General features: G+C 39.9%; 20 protein-coding genes and 1 pseudogene. 5 read left to right on the forward strand and 16 right to left on the reverse strand.

The genetic code is table 11. The features are described 5' to 3' along the window. Positions 1-5: 5 nt before the first annotated feature. Together ACGE0T_RS03260 and ACGE0T_RS03265 are read left to right on the forward strand one after the other, a co-directional pair. Entirely contained in the window at positions 6-1,253 is a 1,248-nt protein-coding gene (locus tag ACGE0T_RS03260; protein ID WP_459189107.1) for an AbiH family protein, read from the forward strand. Between the two features lie 7 nt (positions 1,254-1,260). Then, positions 1,261-2,283, forward strand: coding sequence for a virulence RhuM family protein (locus ACGE0T_RS03265; protein ID WP_459189108.1), 1,023 nt, complete (start codon positions 1,261-1,263; stop codon positions 2,281-2,283). A gap of 1,045 nt (positions 2,284-3,328) precedes the next feature. On the opposite strand, the gene ACGE0T_RS03270 is transcribed toward ACGE0T_RS03265, so the two are convergent. The 7 genes and pseudogenes from ACGE0T_RS03270 to ACGE0T_RS03300 all read right to left on the reverse strand — a co-directional run bounded on the left by ACGE0T_RS03270 (position 3,329) and on the right by ACGE0T_RS03300 (position 10,768). Continuing rightward, positions 3,329-4,402, reverse strand: coding sequence for an AAA family ATPase (locus ACGE0T_RS03270; RefSeq protein WP_459189109.1), 1,074 nt, complete (start codon positions 4,400-4,402; stop codon positions 3,329-3,331). Positions 4,403-4,404: 2 nt separating this feature from the next. Further along, positions 4,405-4,782, reverse strand: a complete 378-nt coding sequence (locus ACGE0T_RS03275; RefSeq protein ID WP_459189110.1) for a helix-turn-helix domain-containing protein — start codon at positions 4,780-4,782, stop codon at positions 4,405-4,407. A gap of 101 nt (positions 4,783-4,883) precedes the next feature. Then, positions 4,884-5,704, reverse strand: a pseudogene (locus tag ACGE0T_RS03280) (hypothetical protein). 174 nt (positions 5,705-5,878) lie between these two features. Further along, entirely contained in the window at positions 5,879-6,991 is a 1,113-nt protein-coding gene (locus tag ACGE0T_RS03285; protein ID WP_459189111.1) for a tyrosine-type recombinase/integrase, read from the reverse strand. 115 nt (positions 6,992-7,106) lie between these two features. After that, on the reverse strand, positions 7,107-7,985 hold the full coding sequence (locus tag ACGE0T_RS03290; protein ID WP_459189112.1) for a helix-turn-helix domain-containing protein: 879 nt from the start codon (positions 7,983-7,985) through the stop codon (positions 7,107-7,109). 272 nt (positions 7,986-8,257) lie between these two features. After that, positions 8,258-9,643: a tRNA uridine-5-carboxymethylaminomethyl(34) synthesis GTPase MnmE gene (gene mnmE, locus ACGE0T_RS03295; RefSeq protein WP_459189113.1), complete on the reverse strand. Its 1,386-nt coding sequence runs from the start codon at positions 9,641-9,643 to the stop codon at positions 8,258-8,260. A 3-nt stretch (positions 9,644-9,646) separates the two neighbouring features. After that, positions 9,647-10,768 (reverse strand): DUF362 domain-containing protein, encoded by a 1,122-nt coding sequence (locus tag ACGE0T_RS03300; protein WP_459189114.1) that lies wholly within the window; start codon positions 10,766-10,768, stop codon positions 9,647-9,649. A 76-nt stretch (positions 10,769-10,844) separates the two neighbouring features. Here ACGE0T_RS03300 and ACGE0T_RS03305 point away from each other — a divergent pair, with 76 nt between their 5' ends. Further along, positions 10,845-11,588 carry a nitroreductase family protein gene (locus ACGE0T_RS03305; RefSeq protein ID WP_459189115.1) on the forward strand — a complete coding sequence of 248 codons (744 nt, stop codon included), beginning with the start codon at positions 10,845-10,847 and terminating at the stop codon, positions 11,586-11,588. 31 nt (positions 11,589-11,619) lie between these two features. Here the strand turns inward: ACGE0T_RS03305 and rpiA are convergent, their stop codons facing one another. The 5 genes from rpiA to ACGE0T_RS03330 are packed head-to-tail and all read right to left on the reverse strand — an operon-like array spanning position 11,620 to position 16,170. Further along, positions 11,620-12,318 (reverse strand): ribose 5-phosphate isomerase A, encoded by a 699-nt coding sequence (gene rpiA / locus ACGE0T_RS03310; RefSeq protein WP_459189116.1) that lies wholly within the window; start codon positions 12,316-12,318, stop codon positions 11,620-11,622. A gap of 46 nt (positions 12,319-12,364) precedes the next feature. Further along, positions 12,365-13,228, reverse strand: coding sequence for a nucleoside phosphorylase (locus ACGE0T_RS03315; RefSeq protein ID WP_459189117.1), 864 nt, complete (start codon positions 13,226-13,228; stop codon positions 12,365-12,367). 11 nt (positions 13,229-13,239) lie between these two features. Further along, positions 13,240-14,232, reverse strand: coding sequence for a flotillin-like protein FloA (floA, locus tag ACGE0T_RS03320; protein ID WP_459189118.1), 993 nt, complete (start codon positions 14,230-14,232; stop codon positions 13,240-13,242). An 11-nt stretch (positions 14,233-14,243) separates the two neighbouring features. Beyond that, the gene (locus tag ACGE0T_RS03325; RefSeq protein ID WP_459189119.1) at positions 14,244-14,732 is read right to left on the reverse strand and encodes an NfeD family protein; all 489 of its coding nucleotides are present in this window, start codon (positions 14,730-14,732) and stop codon (positions 14,244-14,246) included. Between the two features lies 1 nt (position 14,733). Then, entirely contained in the window at positions 14,734-16,170 is a 1,437-nt protein-coding gene (locus ACGE0T_RS03330) for a tetratricopeptide repeat protein (protein ID WP_459189120.1), read from the reverse strand. A gap of 113 nt (positions 16,171-16,283) precedes the next feature. On the opposite strand from ACGE0T_RS03330, the gene ACGE0T_RS03335 reads away from it, so the two are divergent. Both ACGE0T_RS03335 and ACGE0T_RS03340 read left to right on the forward strand, forming a co-directional pair. Then, a complete protein-coding gene (locus ACGE0T_RS03335; RefSeq protein ID WP_459189121.1) occupies positions 16,284-17,030 on the forward strand; it encodes an ATP-binding protein in 747 nt (248 codons plus the stop codon). A gap of 4 nt (positions 17,031-17,034) precedes the next feature. Next, a complete protein-coding gene (locus tag ACGE0T_RS03340; protein ID WP_459189122.1) occupies positions 17,035-17,406 on the forward strand; it encodes a DMT family protein in 372 nt (123 codons plus the stop codon). A gap of 30 nt (positions 17,407-17,436) precedes the next feature. Here ACGE0T_RS03340 and miaA read toward each other — a convergent pair whose 3' ends face one another. The 4 genes from miaA to ACGE0T_RS03360 form a co-directional block, all read right to left on the reverse strand. Then, on the reverse strand, positions 17,437-18,342 hold the full coding sequence (miaA, locus tag ACGE0T_RS03345; RefSeq protein ID WP_459189123.1) for a tRNA (adenosine(37)-N6)-dimethylallyltransferase MiaA: 906 nt from the start codon (positions 18,340-18,342) through the stop codon (positions 17,437-17,439). 4 nt (positions 18,343-18,346) lie between these two features. After that, a complete protein-coding gene (locus ACGE0T_RS03350; protein WP_459189124.1) occupies positions 18,347-18,907 on the reverse strand; it encodes an IS1096 element passenger TnpR family protein in 561 nt (186 codons plus the stop codon). A gap of 116 nt (positions 18,908-19,023) precedes the next feature. Further along, complete coding sequence (lpxA, locus tag ACGE0T_RS03355; RefSeq protein WP_459189125.1) at positions 19,024-19,812, reverse strand: acyl-ACP--UDP-N-acetylglucosamine O-acyltransferase; 789 nt, start codon at positions 19,810-19,812, stop codon at positions 19,024-19,026. Positions 19,813-19,823: 11 nt separating this feature from the next. Beyond that, a complete protein-coding gene (locus ACGE0T_RS03360) occupies positions 19,824-21,209 on the reverse strand; it encodes a bifunctional UDP-3-O-[3-hydroxymyristoyl] N-acetylglucosamine deacetylase/3-hydroxyacyl-ACP dehydratase (protein WP_459189126.1) in 1,386 nt (461 codons plus the stop codon). Positions 21,210-21,220: the final 11 nt, after the last annotated feature.

A 21,220-nucleotide genomic window follows, 5' to 3' on the forward strand; every position in this document is an offset into this window, starting at 1 on the left:
CACTTATGAATCGAATTATACTTATCGGCAACGGCTTTGACTTGGCACATGGGCTTCCTACTAGATATGAAGATTTCATAAACTGGTATTGGGAAAAACGAGTTGACTCTTTTACAGGAAATATTACATCTATATCAGAGGACTGTCTTTGTTCTATCAAAATTACTTCAGACAACTACAATCGCTGTTGGAATGTCTTTGCATTTTATCTTCCTAAGTATTTTAATAAACCGTCCGGTAAAGAGATAATTGATTGTATTGCCAATGATTCTAAGTCCTTTGAATTTTCATTGTCTCCATTTTTTAAGAGTATATGCACTTCTATTGAGGCCAAAGGATGGGTTGACATAGAAAAGGAATATTATGATTTATTGCGAAATTCAATTATAAATCCAGACAACTGTGATTATACAATTTCTGAACTCAACAAGCAATTACATTATACTCAGGAACTTTTAGCTCAATATCTTTCTTCTATCACAACTGATAATATAAAGTGCAATAAGGAGATACAACGTCAAATTTATGGAAATATTCGTAAAGACGATGTTAGTATTTCACAATTACAGGTTTACTATGACTATGTAGATTATTTAATCCAACAAGACAATGCGTACCAACAGTTACTCTGTAGATATGGTTATGAAGGTTCCGATAGGCACTTTACGGCAGAGGATATCAAACAGCTCAGAAAGCAGTTTATAGGTTCGTCAGAGATAGAAGAAATTTACCTAAAGGATTTAATAATTCCTGAGAATATTATGTTACTTAATTTTAATTATACTGAAGTAGCAGACAAATATGGGGGGCTGAAAGTTGCAGCTATAAATCATATTCATGGAGACTTGAATAATCCTAATAGCATAATATTTGGTTATGGTGATGAGCTTGATGAGGATTATAAAGATTCCCTTAAACAATCAGATAATGAGTGTTTAAGAAACATCAAATCTATAAAGTATTTAGAGTCGGGAAAATATCGTAATTTACTTCAGTTCATTGAATCTGCTCCATATCAAGTTTATATCATGGGGCATTCTTGTGGTAACTCGGACAGAACGCTGCTAAACACCTTGTTTGAACATAAAAACTGTGTTTCAATAAAGCCATATTATTATCAAAAAGATGATGGCTCAGATAACTATCTGGAAATAGCACAAAATATATGTCGTAATTTTACGGACATGAAGCTAATGCGTGATAGGGTCGTAAATAAAATGTTTTGTGAACCATTACCACAATATATTAAATGATTTTGTTATGGCAAAAAATATAGAAATACGAAATAGTACAGCAGAGTTTCTCATATTTATGCTTGAAGGCAAAGAGGGTGGGATTCAAGTGATGTATAAGAATGAAACCATTTGGGCAACCCAAAAGGCGATGGCACAGCTTTTTGATGTAGGAGTACCTGCAATCAGCAAGCATCTTAAAAATATTTTTGAGAGTGGTGAGTTGGACGAATATTCAGTTATTTCCAAAATGGAAACAACTGCTTCGGATGGCAAGAATTACAACACGACTTTCTATAATCTCGATGCTATTATCAGTGTCGGATATCGTGTTAATTCTGTTCGTGCCACTCAGTTCCGGCAGTGGTGTACGTTTGTCCTCCGGCAGTTTGCCATCCGTGGATATGTGCTTGACCATAAGCGAATGGAGAACGGGGCTTTCTTAGGTGTGGATTACTTTGAGCATTTGCTTGCCGAAATAAGGGAGATAAGGCTGAGTGAGCGTCGTTTTTATCAGAAACTCACGGATATCTATGCTACGGCAATAGACTATAACAAAGATGCTCCGACAACTCGTCTATTTTTCAAGAAGGTGCAGAACAAAATACACTATGCCGTACATGGGCATACAGCAGCGGAGTTGATAGTTGAACGAGCCGATGCGAATAAGGAGCACATGGGATTGAACACTTGGGAAAATGCTCCGAATGGAAAAATTGTCAAAACAGATGTGTCTGTGGCTAAGAACTATTTGCGAGAAAAAGAATTGGAGGAAATGGGCAGAATAGTCAATGCATCGCTTGATATGGCAGAGAGTATGGCTATGCGTCATATACCTATGACAATGGAAGATTGGGCAAAGCGAATAGACAAATTCATTAATCTATTTGATAGTCCGATATTGCAGGATAGTGGAAAGGTTTCTGCCGAATATGCCAAAGAGTTTGCTGAATCTGAGTTTGAAAAGTACAGGATTATTCAAGACCGTCTTTTCCAATCTGACTTTGATAGATTTGAAGATAATAGTCTTCCTGCATCGGATGTTGAATAATTATAATGTCATTTTGAGGTTGGCAAAATCGCCTTTGGGATATGGCAGATTCATGTCGTTAAATTGGCAAGCGTTCGGACAATAGTTCTGTGTTCATCATCTAGTATCTGCATTTATGGTGGCCGACGTTACTCCAGGATACCACTTAAAAGCAAGAAAAGAGTTCACATAAGAGTTCATAAAAGAACCAGTAGGGTTCATAAAAGAGTTCGTAAAAGCACTACTGAAATACGCTTGCCGATGGTAATTGTCAAACAGAGGCTACAAGGGTATTACAAGCCCATCCAAAACATGATTGCGTGGAGAGTTAAGGTATTCTATAATCGCAATAAAGCCATATCCTGCTTGCCTGGGATTGGCAACTTCTCACGAGCGATTTATCTCTTGGGGTATTAGGCTCCCCATACAAGATAATGTCTGTACAACGGGCAAGCCCGTGGCTTAAAAAAGACGTGCTTTGAAGTAAAATGTTTGATATTTATGGCTTTGATTGACTGTCAAAGACGATTAAGAGAGAACAATTGTCGTATAAATGTGTATTTATATGGCAACTTAAATGGCATTAATGTCACATTTGGTGTTACAGTAGTGCCGATTCAGAACTTCTAAATTGTATCAGAACATTTGACCAACAGAGAAAGTGAGCAAAAGGCCGAAATTAGTTTGGCATTTGGCATATCGTTTTGCCGGTACTCGAATATGAATTGTTCCAGCAGGTTTGCCGAAATATAACAGAGGCCTCATATTGAAAAAACAACGAAAATAGAAATTATTTTGTCAGTAAAGTGTCATTTTATATGCCAATACAAAGATTGCTGTTTTGTCATAACCTTAATTGTACAGGCGTCAAAATCTACAAATGGTAGAAGAGGAACAATCTTTCCATACTGATTGCCACAATCTATTCCAAAGGAATTATACACAAGGGCGTTGGTAAATAAAAATGGCAACGACCAGTTCCGTGGATTATCATGAAACTAGTCGTTGCATTTAAACTTTGACTTATATACGAATGGACACTTTTAGAATAAAGTCAAGTGGAGAGTCAATAATGGTAATCCGGCATGAACCGATAAATGCCGCGGCTTTCCTGAACCACCATCCGTTTGTTCGTGAGAAACTTAATTATCTTCACAATCTTGTTGTGATTAAATTTCGTTCCTGCCAGTTCGTAGGCAGTGGTCAGTTCTTCTTCCAAAGCCTTATATCCCGAAATAGTTTCTCTTCCCTCAAAAGCCAGTTCGAGAGCCTTGCGATGGATTGTTTCGTGGATGTCCCTATAAGGGGAGAAGGGTTCCTGTTTGGGACGACCTGCGCTTTTCTTGGTCGGCACATAGTCCGGCAGAGGTTCGGGAAGTGATTGGTCATTGATGCAGAAGGCGAATGGCAGAAAGTCTTTGGAACGGGTATGCACACTTTCCACTTTGCTGATGTTGTTGTCGTCCTTGTCTTTTTCGATTTGGATGACAGTCTCAGCCTTGTTGTTGATTTCCGTGCCAATGTGTCCACGGGCATTTTCATCGCTTTTGTTCTGATGAAGGATGGTGTGAAGATGAATCTGGTATTCGTCAGTCCACTGCATGAGTTTGGAGATTACGCATGTGGCTTCACACGGTGAATTGATGTCATATACCAAGTCACGGATTCCATCAATCACCACAAAACCGAGACCTTCAATATGACTGATGGCATCGTCTATGATAGCCAAACGCTCCTTCGGATTGAACTTGCGCAAAGCGAGAAAATAGAAACGGTCGCAATCCTCATTAGCCGGCAACTCTGCCAGTTTCATGATACGATGCATTACAATCATACAATGGTTTTGACTTTGCTCTGTGTCGATGTAAAGGATGCGGTTCTTTCCTTCAGGGAAGTCCGTTGTGTAGTTAAGAACTTCCTTCCCTGACAAAGCTGCTGCCACCATAGCCGACACATTGAAAGTCTTTTTGCTTTTAGCCTTGCCTATAGATGCACTGAAATTTCCCAATGTCCCGATAGCCACTTCGCCTATTTTCAGAACTTCCGGCTCCTGTTCGTATTCCTTTTCCAAGCTGAGCATTGTATCTTGCCATCTTGTAGCGACCTGAGCAAGATCTTCAATGGGTGCTACCGTTTCCATACTCACCAGCTTTTAGGATTGGCTTTGCGACGTGTAGTTGCAAGCATTCGGGCGTGTTCTTCCTCTATGCTTATAGGCGTTTCTCCTTTTCTTCCGCTTTCCAACCATTTGTCCAATTCATCACGATAGACAAACAGGTGCTTGCCTTGTTTAATGATTGGAATACCTCCATGTTTGGCTTTGTAATAAAAGGATGATTTCGAGATATCTAAATATTCGCAGACTTCATCAACGGTCATTGGAACATGGGTATCCTTTTTTACCTCGTTATGCTGCTGATGAAGTTTTTCTGTCAGCAGGTTTTCCATACTTGAGATTCTCTCGCATAGTTCGCCTACCACTTCCGGTAGGTCATTGAAGGTTAATTTGTTTCTTTGCATGATATAACATTGTTTTTGTTAAACATGCTGCAAACCAATACAATGATGTAATGCTGACAAACCTCAGAAAGCAATAATATTTCGGTCTGCGTTGAATAACCCTAATTGATTGAATCTAAGTCCGATTCAGAGTCGTTCTTCATACATTTGAAGTGATAATCTCCGGTTTTAGGAATATCAAGTGCTATTTTGCAAACTCCGCTTGTCCGAAGATTTTTAGCCAGATATTTAATCGAAGCATCTTTCAGTTCATGTGTGAACATCGTATGTATGAATGTAGCTCTGTCTATAAGGGAAATGTTCAATCTCTCTCCGATGTTCCACACAAAGTGCATCAGGTCGATAGAACGGAGGGGATTATCTAATCTTGAACGGATTGGCTTGTATAATTCAGATTGTCCGTGTGCGAAATACTCTATGTTTTCATGCAGAATTTCAAGATTTTCTTTTGAGAGAAATTCAGTCATTACAAAGGTGGTGTATTCATGAATGACACGTTTAATGTCTGCCTGTCTTTCGGATTTTTTACGTTCAATTTCGGCGACACGCATTTCATAATTATCCATATAGTCGTGTTTTACACAGTTTTCTACAACTGGCTTTTCCAAATTTATCTCCCAGCCCTCAGAATATGTGGATTCAATCTCCTTAATCTGTTCTGTCCGTTCAATATGGAAAGGTTTTACTTGCTTGCCAAAAGACAAACTCAATTCATTCTTTGTTATGAATCGGAAGAAGAAATGCTTAAGTACTCCACAGGCGAGTATCATTGCCGTAATATATAGAATAACTGGAGTGGAATATTCCATCATGTCGATATGGCAATTAAGATATAAATAGGAGTCTGTTGCCCAGTAAAGGATGACACTTACTGAAAGTATGAACTGGTTCTTTGAGGAGAGATTTTAATACTATTCGTCATAAACTGATACTGTTTGAGTTTTACAATAAGACAAATGTATATGTAGATTTCCAAATAGTTGCTGTTTGTAATGGATAATCGTTCAGGATTTAAGAAAAAATATGCTCAGAGTATGATTTAGAGCAAAATATCATACTCTGAGCAATAAAAACGGGATTATTTGAACCTTAACTCTTACTTGCGGATTAAAGAGATTCTGTTGCTGGCTTCACGCTTGTTACTGTCCACAACTTTCATGTACCGTTGTGTCGTGGTGATACTTTTATGTGCCATATTACTTTGAATGGTACGTATGTCTGTGCCGGCTGCTCCTTGAAGTGTTGCATATGTTCTTCGGTAGGAGTGGAAAGTGATATTCTTGGTAATACCGGCTTCGCGAATCCACTCTTTCATAGGTTGCTGTGTCCAACTTCGTTTCAATCCTTTAAATACTAATCCGGTTTTTTCTGGAGAATAGCCAATCAATTGCAGGGCTTCGTCGCTGATTGGAATGATGTCCTCTGTTTTGGTCTTTTGGGTAATTGTATGGACACATTTTCCTCCAGCTGCAAAGTCAACGATCTCATGCCATTGTAACGATAGTATATCGCTGATTCTGAGACTGGTCAAACATGAGAACAATGCTGCTGTCTTCAGAATCGGCTTTTTGCAAGGTGTTTCTGCCAATTTGTATAGTTCTTCCACACTTAGATACTCTTTTGGAGTATCTTCTGTTTCAATTTTATCCAAAAAGTCATTGATATTGGTCTTGATTAGCCGATTGCGATAAAGGATTTTCAAAAGTCCCCTGAATGTTGACCAATAGCCGGAAGCAGAGTTCTTTGAAATGCGACCGTCACGCCTGAGTTGCTTGGCATTTAGCAGATACTCACGAAACTTATTACAAAGGTCAATATCAATTTCTTCAAAAGTACATTTGCCATGAACGAAGTTGTAGAAATGGTGGTACACAAATTCCCACTTTTGGTCATGCTTGCGAAGCTGCTTGCGGTAGTATTCCAGAAAATCCGCTTTGAGTTTGTGCCTGTCAAAGAAATCATACCTGTCATTAACGATAGATTCAAAGCGTCGGCATCGGATGGCTTCCGCCTTTTCCGACATAATTGCATTGAAGTTGCGTTCACGTTCATTCTTAGGATTGGCATAAATATAAATGTTCAATCCTTCGTAACGGATGGTTTTCATTGTTTCCTGGTCACGATACCCCGGATAATAATCCAGATAGAAAGAAAGCATCCCATGTTTTAAAGGACGTGTTCTCAATGTTACTGTTTTACATTCTAACATAGTTACAATTATTATTGGTTTATACTTGATTTGCTGCAAATGTCCGTAATGGCTTGACACAGACAATGCTCATTTTTAGAATCATTTTCTGGTCTGCATAAATTCAGGATTAGTCTTATTTTCGGGCTCCCATTACATGGTCAAATTCCACTTTCAGGAATCTCACGAAACGACCTTTCTTTTCACGTTTGATTTCGTGGAATTGTAAAACTCCATAAACAGAATCTCTGGAAAGGCTATATTTCTTCATGGCTTCCTGTACGGTATAGTATTCCGATGAATCATCTTCTGTTGTTTTCTTCGACAGATCAAAGTGTAGTTTGGAATAGAATATCTGACCATGTTCTTTCTTTGAAGGGATGTTGTTCCGATAGACATGGGAACGGATGGCTACACGTGTCATTCCGTACTTTTCCTCGATTTCTTCCGGTGTGTACCATTCTGTTAATGCATCATCCGTCTTGTATTTGGCAAAGACAGCATCAATATGCTTCTTGCTATAATAGTTGAACTGCCGGATACGGATTTTTGGGATATTGTTCTCTCTTGTATATGCCCAAATCCATTTTTGCGATACTTTGTACTTTTCGGAAATTTGCTCGGCAGTGTAGTACTCAGTTATATCAAGGTCATCTTTAATTCTTCTTCGTTCATAGGGGCGCGTTTTAAGCATCAGCTCAATGTCGGCTCTGCGAATAATTGACATCCTTGCACTGATTCTTGATGCTCTCAGCTTATCCTCCTTGACGAGCTTATAGATGTATTGACGAGAAACGCCCATCAATTGTGCTGCTTGTGCGAAAGTAAAGTAATCTTGATGGTCTAACTTACTTTTGACTTCTATCAATTCTTGTAATTCACGAAGTTCGATTCTTCGTTCTTTCATACGGTGTTTGTAGCCTTGACTGGCACATTGATGGCTACAATAATTCGTAGTTGTTTTCTTCGCAATGAATGGCTTGCCACACCATTGACAAATTCTTTTTACTTCCATGTTGTTTTCTCCATATTTTTAATGAAACCATATAGTTTTAATTTCGCTTTTTGTCTACCTATGTAAACCATTGTCAACACATGTTGTGGACTACCTCGCTGTGACATCGTGGTTTTTGGTTCACTTGTTACGCGGTAGAAATACGGTAGAAAAATATGGTGAACAACACTATCCAATCGCTATGAACTGGATTTTTGGAAAATAAAAAAGTCGCTGAATTTCAGCGACTTCATTATAGTTGGTTCTAATTCGTTGCGGTTAATTGCGATATATCATTTCCCGATGCAGAACCTCTCAAAAATATTACCCAGTACTTGGTCTGTAGTTACTTCCCCTACGATATCCGAAAGGTGGTAAATACATTCACGCAAATCCTGTGATATGAAATCTCCGGATAAGTCAACGTCTAATCCTTCTTGTACCCGGCGGATGGATTCAAGGGCACGGGTCAGGGCCTCATAATGACGTACATTGGTTACAATGATGTCATTTTGTGATAATGATGGGATATTGGCAGCTTCAATTAACAGCTGTTCTAATTTCTCAATACCGTTTTTTTGTTTTGCGGAAATAAAGATAGAACGAATATCATTAGGTAGATTTGCCGGGATAATATGGGATGTTTCTTCTATCAAATCTGCTTTATTGAAGACAATGATGAGTTGTTTATCTTTGCAACGCGGAAGAATTTGGGATGATAATTGGGCAATTTGTGAGGAAGCCTCCCTTGTATCAATCATCCAGAGAACAATGTTTGCCTGTTCCAGTTTTTGGAAAGTACGTTCTATCCCGATACTTTCAATAGTGTCATGTGTTTCACGAATACCGGCTGTATCGATGAAACGAAATAAAATACCTTGCAGGTTTACTGTATCCTCTATCACGTCGCGAGTTGTTCCGTGGATATCGCTGACAATCGCTTTCTCTTCATTTAATAAGATATTCAGTAAAGTAGATTTCCCAGCGTTTGTTTCTCCAATGATAGCAACGGGAATACCATTTTTTATGACATTACCCACACTAAAGGAATTAGCCAGTCGGGATATCACGGTTTCAATGTGAGAGGCTAATGTCTTCAGTACGCTACGATCTGCAAACTCTAATTCTTCATGGTCACTAAAATCCAGTTCCAGCTCCATTAAAGAGGTGATATGCAGGAGTTGCTCGCGAAGCTCTTTCAATTCATTGCTAAAGCCACCTCGCATTTGATTGAAAGCCAAACGATGTTGTCCGGCGGAAGTTGAAGCTATCAGGTCTGCAACCGCTTCTGCCTGGCTAAGGTCCATTTTCCCATTAAGAAAAGCTCGTTGTGTATATTCGCCGGGAAGAGCTGTACGACAACCTGCGCCAATCAATAATTGCATAATTTGTTGCTGGATATAAATAGAACCGTGGCAGGTGATTTCCACTGTATCTTCCCCTGTAAAAGAGTGGGGGGCACGGAATAATGCAACAAGGACATCATCAACTAATTCGTTTTCCCGGCGAATACTTCCGTAACGTAACGTATACGCTTTCTGGGACAATAAGTTCTTCCCTGTTATGTGGGGTTGAAATATTTTGTTGCAAATAGCTATGGCTTCCGGTCCTGATACACGGATAACAGCAATACCTCCGGCTCCCGGAGCAGTTGAAATGGCGCAGATTGTGTCGTTCATTAATTATACAGTGATAAGTTCGTATTCTTGTGTCCCTAATCCTATCTTTTCAGCATGTTCCAGACCCGATTGCCAGTTTGTTTCCGGATGCATCAGGTGGAATTTGTCACAGTCTTCCAAATGGTCATGATGAGGTTTATCTGAAAGACGGTTTCCTGTTTCCAATATAGGTGCTTTGATTACAATGTCAGCACAAGCTTTGTCCAATGCCACTGGGTCAAAAGATGCAGCAATACCCAGATCCGGCACGATTGCAGCATCATTATGGTTCCAGCAGTCACATTCGGGAGAAACATTCATGATGAAACTGATATGAAAATGAGGCTTATCCAGTAATACAGCTTTCGTATATTCTGCAATTTTACAGTTTAGCCGTTCGGATGTATCATTGTCACCCATAACAGCAGCATCATATTGGCAAAGAGCAACACATTGCCCGCAACCCACGCATTTCTCATAATCGATAGTTGCAATTTTGTTATCATCCAAATGGATTGCATCGTGTGCGCAATGTTTTACGCAGATATTACAACTTTTACAATGTTCGCGGTTTACAACCGGTTGTGCGGCAGAATGTAATTCCAGCTTTCCTCCGACACTGGCACAACCCATACCTAAGTTTTTCAAGGCACCGCCGAAGCCGGTTTGTTCATGTCCCTTGAAATGGTTCATCGTCAGGATGATGTCTGCGTCTGCAATGGCAGCTCCGATTTTAGGCGCTTTACAATATTCGCCATTTATTTCTATTTCGCGATAATCTGTTCCTTTCAAGCCATCGGCTATGATTACATCACATTTTGCAGAAATGGGATTGAAACCATTTTCCATGGCACTTTGAAGATGGTCTACAGCATTAGCACGACGACCGGAGTAGAGTGTGTTGCAGTCTGTCAGGAATGGTTTGGCTCCAAGACTCCGAAGTAGAGTTGCTATGCGTGCTGCATAGTTAGGACGGATATAAGCCAGATTTCCCGGTTCCCCGAAATGAATCTTGATCGCTACAAATTGATTTTTGAAATCAATGTTTGAAATACCAGCACGTTTAACGAGCCGTTCCATCTTGTCCAGCAAGTTGCTCGTAGGTGTTGTGCGGAGATTTGTAAAGTAAACTTTAGACGTACTCATTCTTCTATTGGTTTTGAGTACAAACTTACATAATTATCTCTTATTTTTGTATCGTTCAATATTAAATCTCAGAAATATGATAGATGTAATGAAAAACAGGAGGACCATCCGTAAATATACAAAACAGGATATTCCGGATACTTTATTAAATGAATTGCTGGAAGTTGCCGCCCGTGCATCAAACACTGGGAATATGCAATTATACAGTGTGGTGATTACCCGTGACCAGGTTAATAAAGAAAAGCTGGCTCCTGCCCATTTCAACCAGCCAATGATTACCCAGGCTCCGGTTGTCTTAACTTTTTGTGCGGATGCCAACCGTTTTGTAAAATGGGCGGAACAGCGGGATGCGGTGGCTGGATTTGATAATTTGCAGACTTTTATTGCTTCTACCATTGATGCAATGCTGTTTGCTCAGACCTTTTGTAATGCCGCAGAAGAAAAGGGATTAGGGATTTGTTACCTCGGGACAACGGCTTATAATGCAGACCAAATTATCAAATCTTTGTCATTACCGCGTCTGGTTGTGCCTATTGTTACGGTAACAGTTGGCTATCCGGACGGCATGCCGGAGCAGGTTGAACGTTTGCCTTTAGAGGCAATTGTCCATCAGGAAATTTATACAGATTATACCCCGGCTTCTATTAATGCTCTATATGAGGCAAAAGAAGCATTGGAAGTCAATAAGCAATTTATTAAGGAAAATAATAAAGAAACATTAGCACAAGTCTTTACGGATGTTCGTTATACCAAAGCAAATAATGAACATTTCTCAGAAGTCTTGCTTCAGGTACTGAAAGATCAGGGATTTCTGAAATAAAAATGATACACTGTAGGGGCAACATCTGCCTCTACGGTTGCAATATGGTTACGTTATAGTGCATAAAAAGTCCGCTTTCTATTACTCCGGTGATGGATTTGATGGATTTTTCCAGATTGGTTGGAATATTATTGAACCATACATCCAGAATAAGATTTCCATTTTCAGTGATAACAGGACCGTCTTTTTTATCCGCCATACGTATTTTTATTTCTTTGGGGTTATAGGATCTAAGTACATGGTCCACATATGTCAGAGCCTCTGGAAATATTTCAATAGGAACAGGAAATTTAACTCCAAGTTTGGAAACTCGTTTTGAAGCGTCTGCAATGATATAGGTTCTGGGACTGGCATTTATCAGCAGCTTTTCTTTGAACATGGCGCCTCCACGTCCTTTTATCATATTAAAATCATTATCTATTTCATCCGCTCCGTCAAATGTCCAATCCGGGCGATATTCCCATAAAGAAGTAACAGGTATATTTAAATGTGCACAAGTCATTTTGATTTCCTGTGAGGTGGGGATGATACGGATATGTAGATTTTCCTCTTTTATCCGTTCAGCTATTTTTAGTATTGCCAGATAGGCCGTGGAGCCGGAACCTGCACCAATTATATCTCCGTCTTTGACTTTTGACGCGATCATATCGGCAACCTTTTCTTTTTCTTCTCTATTTGAAATTGTTTTCCCCCATTCCAAAGATGTCATAATTGTATTCGTCCATTCCATGATATTGCATTTATATACTATAAACAATGTGGAAAGGATGGATGTTTCAGATGCGGTCTAAAACTGTTTCTATCAGTCCGGTAATGGACCCTTTGTATTCCGTGTTCATATCTTTTGCCACACGTCCTGCAATGATACAGCAAACGGTCATGGCACGATGTCCCATCAATGCCGACAGACCGGCTAAGGAGGAACTTTCCATTTCAAAGTTAGTGATTTGTCTACCGTTATAATGGAAGGCTTCTATTTTTTCATTTAGTTGAGGGTCTGCAAGCGGAAGGCGTAATTTACGTCCCTGTGGACCATAGAATCCGTTGGCTGCAATTGTTATGCCACGAAGAATGTCGTTTTGAGTGATTTGTTCAATCAGAGAGGAATCTGCAGATACAACATAAGGATGTATACCGGATAGTTTCCATTGCAGTTGTTTATGAAGTTCTGCTTCAAAATCCATATCGCGTACCTTTTTCGAATCTGCATAGAAATACAATACGCCATCAAAGCCGATAGACTTTTCCGCAGCAACATACGTACCGACAGGCACAAACGGTTGTAGTCCTCCGGATGTTCCTACACGGACTAATGTAAGTTGCCTGAATTCTTTTTTTATAGTTCGGGTGTTGAAATCGATATTAGCCAATGCATCCAATTCATTCAGAACAATATCAATATTATCCGTACCAATACCATGTGACAAAGTGGTGATACGTTTCCCTTTGTATGTACCGGTAATCGTATGAAACTCCCTGCTGGAGACTTCACACTCTTTCGTATCGAAATAGGAGGCAACCATACTGACCCGTTCCGGGTCGCCAACCAAAAGAATACGGTCGGCAAGCTGTTCCGGTTTCAGATGCAGATGGAATGCGCTTCCATCTGCATTTATAATTAGTTCTGAAGGGGCTATCATATGACTTGTTTTTAATCTTTAAGCGGTTTGGATGGATTGTTTGCCGGCTTGGCAATAGCTTCACGCATGCCAGTGTCTGCTTCGATATTTTTCATCTTATAATAATCCATGATGCCAAGATTGCCGCTACGGAACGCCTCAGCCATAGCTTTTGGTACTTCTGCTTCAGCTTCAATCACTTTAGCACGAGCCTCCTGGGCTTTTGCTTTCATCTCTTGTTCTATGGCAACGGCCATAGCGCGGCGTTCTTCGGCTTTCGCTTGTGCAATGTTTTTGTCGGCCTGCGCCTGGTCCATTTGCAGGAAGGCACCGATGTTTTTACCTATGTCGATGTCTGCAATATCAATAGATAAGATTTCAAAAGCAGTACCGGCATCCAATCCTTTACGCAAAACCAGTTTGGAAATTGAGTCCGGGTTTTCAAGTACTGTTTTATGATTCTCCGAGGAACCGATAGATGAGACAATACCTTCACCTACACGTGCCAGAATTGTTTCTTCGCCGGCACCTCCGACTAACTGTTTTATATTGGCACGGACAGTAACACGTGCTTTAGCAATTAGCTGGATACCGTCTTTGGCTACAGCTGTAACTGGTGGGGTATCTATAACTTTGGGGTTTACAGACATTTGTACTGCCTCAAATACATCACGTCCTGCCAAGTCGATAGCTGTAGCCATCTGGAAGGGCAGGTCTATATTTGCTTTTGATGCGGAAACCAGGGCATGCACTACTTTTTCTACATGGCCACCAGCCAGATAGTGGGCTTCCAGCTCATCGCGGGTTAATGTTTTTAATCCGGCTTTATGGGCTTCGATCATGGCACGTGCAATCACGTAAGGGGGCACGTTACGGATACGCATCAAGAAGAGCTGTATCAACGAAATATTTACACCGGATACTTTTGCCGAAATCCAGAGCAGGAAAGGCACATAGTAGAAAAAAATTGCCAGCAGCAATATCGCTGCTCCAAGTAAGATTAAAGGAACTAAAGCTACTTCCATACTAATAATGTTTATTCGTGAGTATTTGTATTATTTTTTACTTGTACAATAACGTTGTATCCGTCTATCCTTATAACCTCGACAGATGTATTTTCATCGATCAGTTCATCCATCGCTTTAGCTTCAACAACGATACCGTTAATGCGGGCTTTGCCTATCGGGGCAAGGCGTGAAATAGTTATGCCTTCATCCCCCGGTTTGATGTTCAGGTCGCGCGTGGAAACCAGTTTGGAGTCAATATCCGTTTTTAATGCCACTTTACTGAATGATTTAGAACGCAGTAACCAGGCAAAAGAGGCTCCAAAAGCGACTAAGGAGAGGATTAATGTCAGGTTGCCTGTCCAAAAACTGATGGAATAAGCATAAAAAAGTCCTCCTGCAGCAAACAAAAATCCTCCGATTCCTGCAACCGTGATTCCCGGTAACATGAATATTTCCAGTAAAACCAGCACAATGGCTATGAGCATCAGGAATATGATGATAATTGTTTCAAGTAACATTTTATCGTTTCTTTAAATAATTTATTTCTGCATTACGAGCTTTTTTTTCCAATTCTTCCGGTTGGTTAAGCAGCTTGCTTAATTGTTCTTCAGCTTTAAGTATTGAAGGTTTCAACTGTTCACGACGAGCCTTATTTCCTGTCGTATAAGAAGTACGCAAGTTATTCAGCTTTTCATTAAGTTCGTTGATTTGCTTTTTTACTGCAACAACCTTTTCGTAGTAACTTTTTGCTTCCGGACTTTTAATTTCTTCCCATGTGTAATAAACTACATTATTACCGATCACAAATTCAAAGTCTTTATCTATTTTCTGTTCACCATATGGAATTTCAGTATGTGACAGACGGATTAAATCCGTATAATTCATTTCTGGTTTCCATGAGTCTTGGATGGCAGAAATTGCAGCACGTGAACGTTTCAGATTGATGTCGTCACTATCTACACGGCTATTATCCGTATTGGGGATAAACAGGTATACACAGACTTTCCCTTCAGGCTGGAAGCGGTCGGAAACAAACCAACCTAATCCTTTTGTTTCATCCAATACCATCATATAATCATTGTATGGGGAATTAAAAGGCATCCCCAATTGTTCCGGCGACAAATAAGAATCCGAATTTGTATTATAGCGAGTAACAAATAAATCGTAGCCACCGATAGAACCATTACCTTGAGAGGCATAATACATGGTAACGCCATCAGAAAGAACAAAAGGATAGTTATCATCATCTTTACTATTGATATTCATCGGTAATTGTTTTTCATCCCCCCATTTATCCATCAATTTGGACTGAGTATAAAGGCAGTATCGGGAATCATCGGTAGGATGTGCATAATATATTTTGTCTCCTTTCTGGTTCATGTATACGGCAGAATGAACCGGTTCGTTAGTCTGGAAAAAGTTGCTGTAAGTATCCAGAGTTCCGCTTTCTTCACTTAGTATATAAGCGGAAAGAAAATCATCCTTGTCCACAACCATACTGTCTATGATTTGGATGTTTTCGACTTTTTCCAACATGCGTTGGGAATTTTCTGCTATTTCCAATATGGCAGCAGCAGCTTCCGTATTTTTCTTTCTTTTTTCCAACTGGCTGATATATTCATCCAACGTTTCAATCGCATTACTGAAACGATATGTCTTTGTATAAACATTTGCAAGATAGGGATATGCATTTTCTACTTTTCGTTTAGCCGCCACTTTCAAATGTTTTTCAGCTCCGGCTAAATCTCCTGTTTCATAGCAGCATACCCCATACCATTGATTATAGGACGCGTTAGAAGGTGCTTGTTTGACAAGCTTTTCAAATGCGGGCTTTGCTTCAGCATATTTGCCATCATTGTATAATTTTTTAGCTTGGTCTAAGCTCTGTGCCTGTAAACCGCTACAGAGTAATGTAATTCCAATTGTATAAAACAGTTTCTTTGATAACCAGTTCATTGTACCTTAAATATATGATATCGTTATACAGTTTCAAAGATAACAATATTTTCTGTTGAGCACACAATTAGCCTGATAAATATGTATTTTTGTGCCCGATTGTAAAATTTTATATGGTAAAGCTGACAGCAGAAGAATTTCTGTTCCGTAAGGTGGAAGAGAAAGTGAAAAGGGCTATTTTTGAATATGGACTGATACGGGACGGAGACCGTGTGCTGGTTGGTCTTTCCGGGGGGAAGGACTCGTTGGCATTGGTTGACTTATTAGGCAGGCGTTCTAAAGTTTTTCATCCACGCTTTGAAGTCGTGGTCACTCACATTGTCATGTCGAATATCCCATATCGTTCGGATATGGAATATTTGAAAGGATGTGCTGATGAACACGGACTGCCTTTTTGTGTGCATGAAACCAGTTTCGATGCTTCCACAGATACACGTAAGTCACCTTGTTTTCTTTGTTCCTGGACGCGTCGTAAAGCATTGTTTGACGTAGCCAAAAAATATAATTGTAATAAGATTGCCCTTGGCCATCATCAGGATGATTTATTGGAAACATTATTGATGAATATGATTCACCAGGGGGCTATCGGAACAATGCCTCCGCGTTTGAAAATGGACAAGTTTGATATGGAGATTATTCGTCCTTTATGTTTGGTGGAAGAAAAAGAGTTGCTCCGTATAGCGGAATGGAAAGGATATCGTAAGCAAATTAAGAATTGTCCCTATGAAAGTGGCTCCAGCCGTTCGGATATGAAAGAGATATTGACTCGCTTGGAGGCTATCAACCCGGAAGCTCGTTACAGCCTTTGGAGTAGTATGTCCAATATACAAACAGATTATTTACCTCATAAGATAAAATAAAGTTATGCAAGGAGTTTATACTATTTTGCTATTGATCGTATCGAATATATTCATGACATGTGCCTGGTACGGTCATTTGAAATTGAAACAACAGTTCAGTTGGTTTGAACATTTGCCGCTTATCGGTGTGATTCTTTTTTCATGGTGTATTGCTTTTTTTGAATATTGCGCACAGGTTCCGGCAAATCGCATCGGTTTCAGGGAAAATGGAGGACCATTCAACCTGATTCAGTTGAAAGTTATACAAGAAGTGATTACATTGGTCGTTTTTATCTGTTTCAGTACGATCGCTTTTAAAGGGGAAAGCTTTAAATGGAACCATGCGTTGGCTTGTGTGTTACTTGTCGCAGCTGTCTATTTGGTATTTAAGAAATAGGACCTGTAACTGATTATACCATACGGAATATTATAGAATAGCCGTTTCTGCATCCAGATATGCAAGGATGGCTTTTTCTTCATCCGGATGAAACCATTTGATTTCCGTATCTCTTTTAAACCATGTCATTTGCTTGCGGGCATAAACGCGGGAATTACGTTTGATTTTTTCAATTGCAAAGTCTAATGTCCACGTACCATCCAGATAGTTGAAGAGTTCTTTATATCCAACAGTATTCAAAGAGTTAAGATTACGATAAGGAAAAACGCGACGGGCTTCTTCCAGAAAGCCATCTGCCATCATTTGGTCTACACGGCGATTGATACGTTCGTATAATTCTTCCCGTTCCCGATTCAGTCCCACCTGTATAATACGGAACGGGCGTTCTTTTTTTGTATTTGTCCGGAAAGAAGAATAAGGCTTGCCTGTCATTCGGCAGATTTCGACAGCATGGATAACCCTTTTGTAGTTACTGCGATCTACTTCTTCATAATGAATCGGATCTGCTTTTTTTAATTCCTCCAGAATAGGAGCAAGCCCTTCCGTTTCATACTGTTTGTAAATGGTGGAACGTATCTCGGGTGTTACGGTAGGAATATCATCTATACCTTTCGTTACTGCATCGATATACATCATGGATCCTCCTGTCATAATTACGGCCGGATGTGTCTGATGTAGTTTTCCAAGAAGTGTTATAACATCTTCTTCAAAATTACTTGCACTATAATAATCTGTGAGCGAAAGTGTACCAACCTGATAATGTTGTACACGTGCCATTTGTTCTGCAGTAGGGGCTGCAGTACCTATAGGAAGGTCCTTATAAAGCTGACGGGAGTCGGAAGATATAATAGGAGAACCGAAATGTTCTGCAATCCGCAAACTCAGTTCTGTCTTGCCGACTCCTGTCGGTCCTAGCAATATGATAAGGAAATTCATTTAATCAAAAGCGTTCATCATCGTAAGGGTTATCCATCGGACCTTCACTTAACCCGTCGAAGCCTTCTTTATCCAGTTCATCGATGTCATATTCCGAATCTCCATAGAAATCTTCTCCGATTTCAGTAGTTCCGCTTTTTGCTTCCATTTCGTCAAACTGTAAGGCTTGTAAAGGAGGTTCGCCCACCGACTTGCTACATACGGGCGCGTCCAAATCTTGTCCAGGAAGGATTTCGCGCAGTTCCATGAAAAATGCGCGTTCAGTTAAATAGTCGAAGACAAAAAGCAGTTTTTGACGTTCGTCCTCAAGTAATTCTTCCAAACGGGTATCTTCCATTATATAGTTATCCACTTCAGATGTGGTATCCATTTCTACAAGAGTAATTTCTGTGTTTTTGCTCCAATCGTCATCACAGATAAAGAATGAACACATTTGATCTTTCGTGTACCCAACAGAGTCCATGATGGCATTATATAAGTCCAGAAAAGTTGCTTCCGAGTCAATCTTAATCTCGCGTTTGAAGTTGTCTGCTTCATCTGATAGAATTAGAAATCTAAATACCATAATTGTTCTTAGTTTTTGTTGGTTCAAAAGTAGTAAAAATATTTGTTCCCATTATATTATGGCACAAAAAAAGGGCGAAGTTTAGCTTCGCCCTCTTATATGGATAATAAAATGAATTATAATTCATCAATAGAACCTCTGACGATGCCTCGTTGTGAAGATTTTATAAAGTTGAGAATCAGGTCTCTTTCTTCACTGGCTTCATATTCGGTTTCAATTGCTTTCATTGCTTCCGTATTATTTAATCCACGGGTATATAATGTGCGGTAAATATCCTGGATTAAAAATACTTGCTGATTGGTAAACCCTCGACGGCGCAAGCCTACTATGTTGATACCGCAATATACAATCGGATCGCGTCCGATTAATGTATAAGGAGGAATATCTTTTCCGATGCGTGAGCCGCCCTGTACCATTACATGTTTTGAGATACGTGAGAACTGGTGTACAAGACTACCTCCGCTAACAATAGCAAAGTCATCTATTTCCACTTCCCCGGCAACTTGGGTTGCATTACCAATGATGATATTGTTTTTCAATAAACAATCGTGTGCAATATGTGAATAAGCCATAATGAGACAGTTACTTCCTACAACTGTTTTGCCTTTGGAAGCTGTGCCACGGTTTATGGTTACACATTCTCTCAATGTAGTATTATCTCCGATTTCTGCAGTAGTCATTTCTCCTGCAAATTTTAAATCCTGTGGAATACCTGCAACTACAACTCCAGGGAATATCTGGCAGTTTTTACCGATTCGTGCCCCATTCATAATGACTGCATGCGAATGTATGTGGCAATTATCGCCGATTGTTACATCTTTTTCTATTACGGCAAACGGGTCGATCCGGACATTCTGTCCAATCTGCGCTTCCGGATGTACGACTGCTAAGGGTGATATATCCATTACCTTATTTATTATTTATTTTTGATAATCTGAGCCATGAATTCAGCTTCACTTGCTAATTTGTCTCCGACAAATACATATCCTTTCATTGTGGAAATGCCTCGACGTATCGGTGCTACTAATTCCAGACGTAATATTAATGTATCTCCCGGAACAATTTTCTGACGGAACTTTACTCCGTCTATCTTCATAAAATAAGTGGAATAACGTTCCGGTTCGTCTACGGAGTTAAGAACGAGCAAACCTCCTGTTTGTGCCATCGCTTCTACCTGCAATACGCCGGGCATAACAGGTTCCTGCGGGAAATGCCCCTGGAAAAATGGTTCGTTTGACGTTATGTTTTTAACGCCGACAATATAATTGCCACCTATTTCAATGATTTTATCGACTAAAAGGAACGGATAACGGTGAGGCAGTAGTTCCCGGATACGATTGATATCCATAATAGGAGCCACATTCGGATCGTAAACCGGAGCCTGTACTTCGTTCATTTTAATATCCTTGCGGATCATGCGAGCCAATTGGTTGTTGATTTTGTGTCCCGGGCGTGTTGCAATGATACGTCCGCGTATCGGTTTACCGATTAAAGCCATATCACCGATAATGTCAATCAGTTTATGACGTGCCGGTTCGTTATCAAACACCAACGGTTTGTTGTTTATATAGCCTAAACCTTTGACATCCTTATGTGGGATTCCTAATTCGTCTGCTAATTTATCCAGATTTTCCTGAGGAATCATTTCATCGTAAATAACGATTGCATTGTCAAGGTCACCTCCTTTAATCAGGTTATTTTGCAATAACATTTCAACTTCACGTACGAAGACGAATGTACGGGATGCTGCTAATTCCGTCGGAAATTCGCTCAGATCGTTTAATGTCGCAAATTGATTGGAAAGGACCGGTGAATTGAAAGAAATCAGAGCATTTACACTAAACTTATCGTCCGGAAGGATAATAAGTGAAGAACCGGTCTCTTCATCTTTTACTTCTATTTTGTGCTTTACGATATAATAATCTTTCGGGGCATTCTGTTCAACAATGCCAGCCTTTTGTATTTCTTCGGAATAGAAACGGGAACTGCCGTCAAGGATTGGAAATTCAGGAGCATTTACTTCAATCAGGCAGTTGTCTATTTCGTAAGCATATAGAGCAGCCATTGCATGTTCAATTGTACTAACCTGAATACCGTTTTTGGAAAGAACGGTCCCTCTTTGGGTTCCTGCTACATTTTCGGCTACCGCATCGATAACCGGTTCTCCTTCCAAATCCACCCGTTTGATTTTATAGCCATGGTTTTCCGGTGCCGGGTTAAATGTTATTTGTATATTTAGTCCGGTATGTAACCCTTTCCCCTGTACTGAAAAGCTCGTAGCAAGCGTCTTCTGTTTCTGCATACGTTTCCTTA

Source organism: Parabacteroides sp. APC149_11_2_Y6 (genome assembly GCF_054506995.1).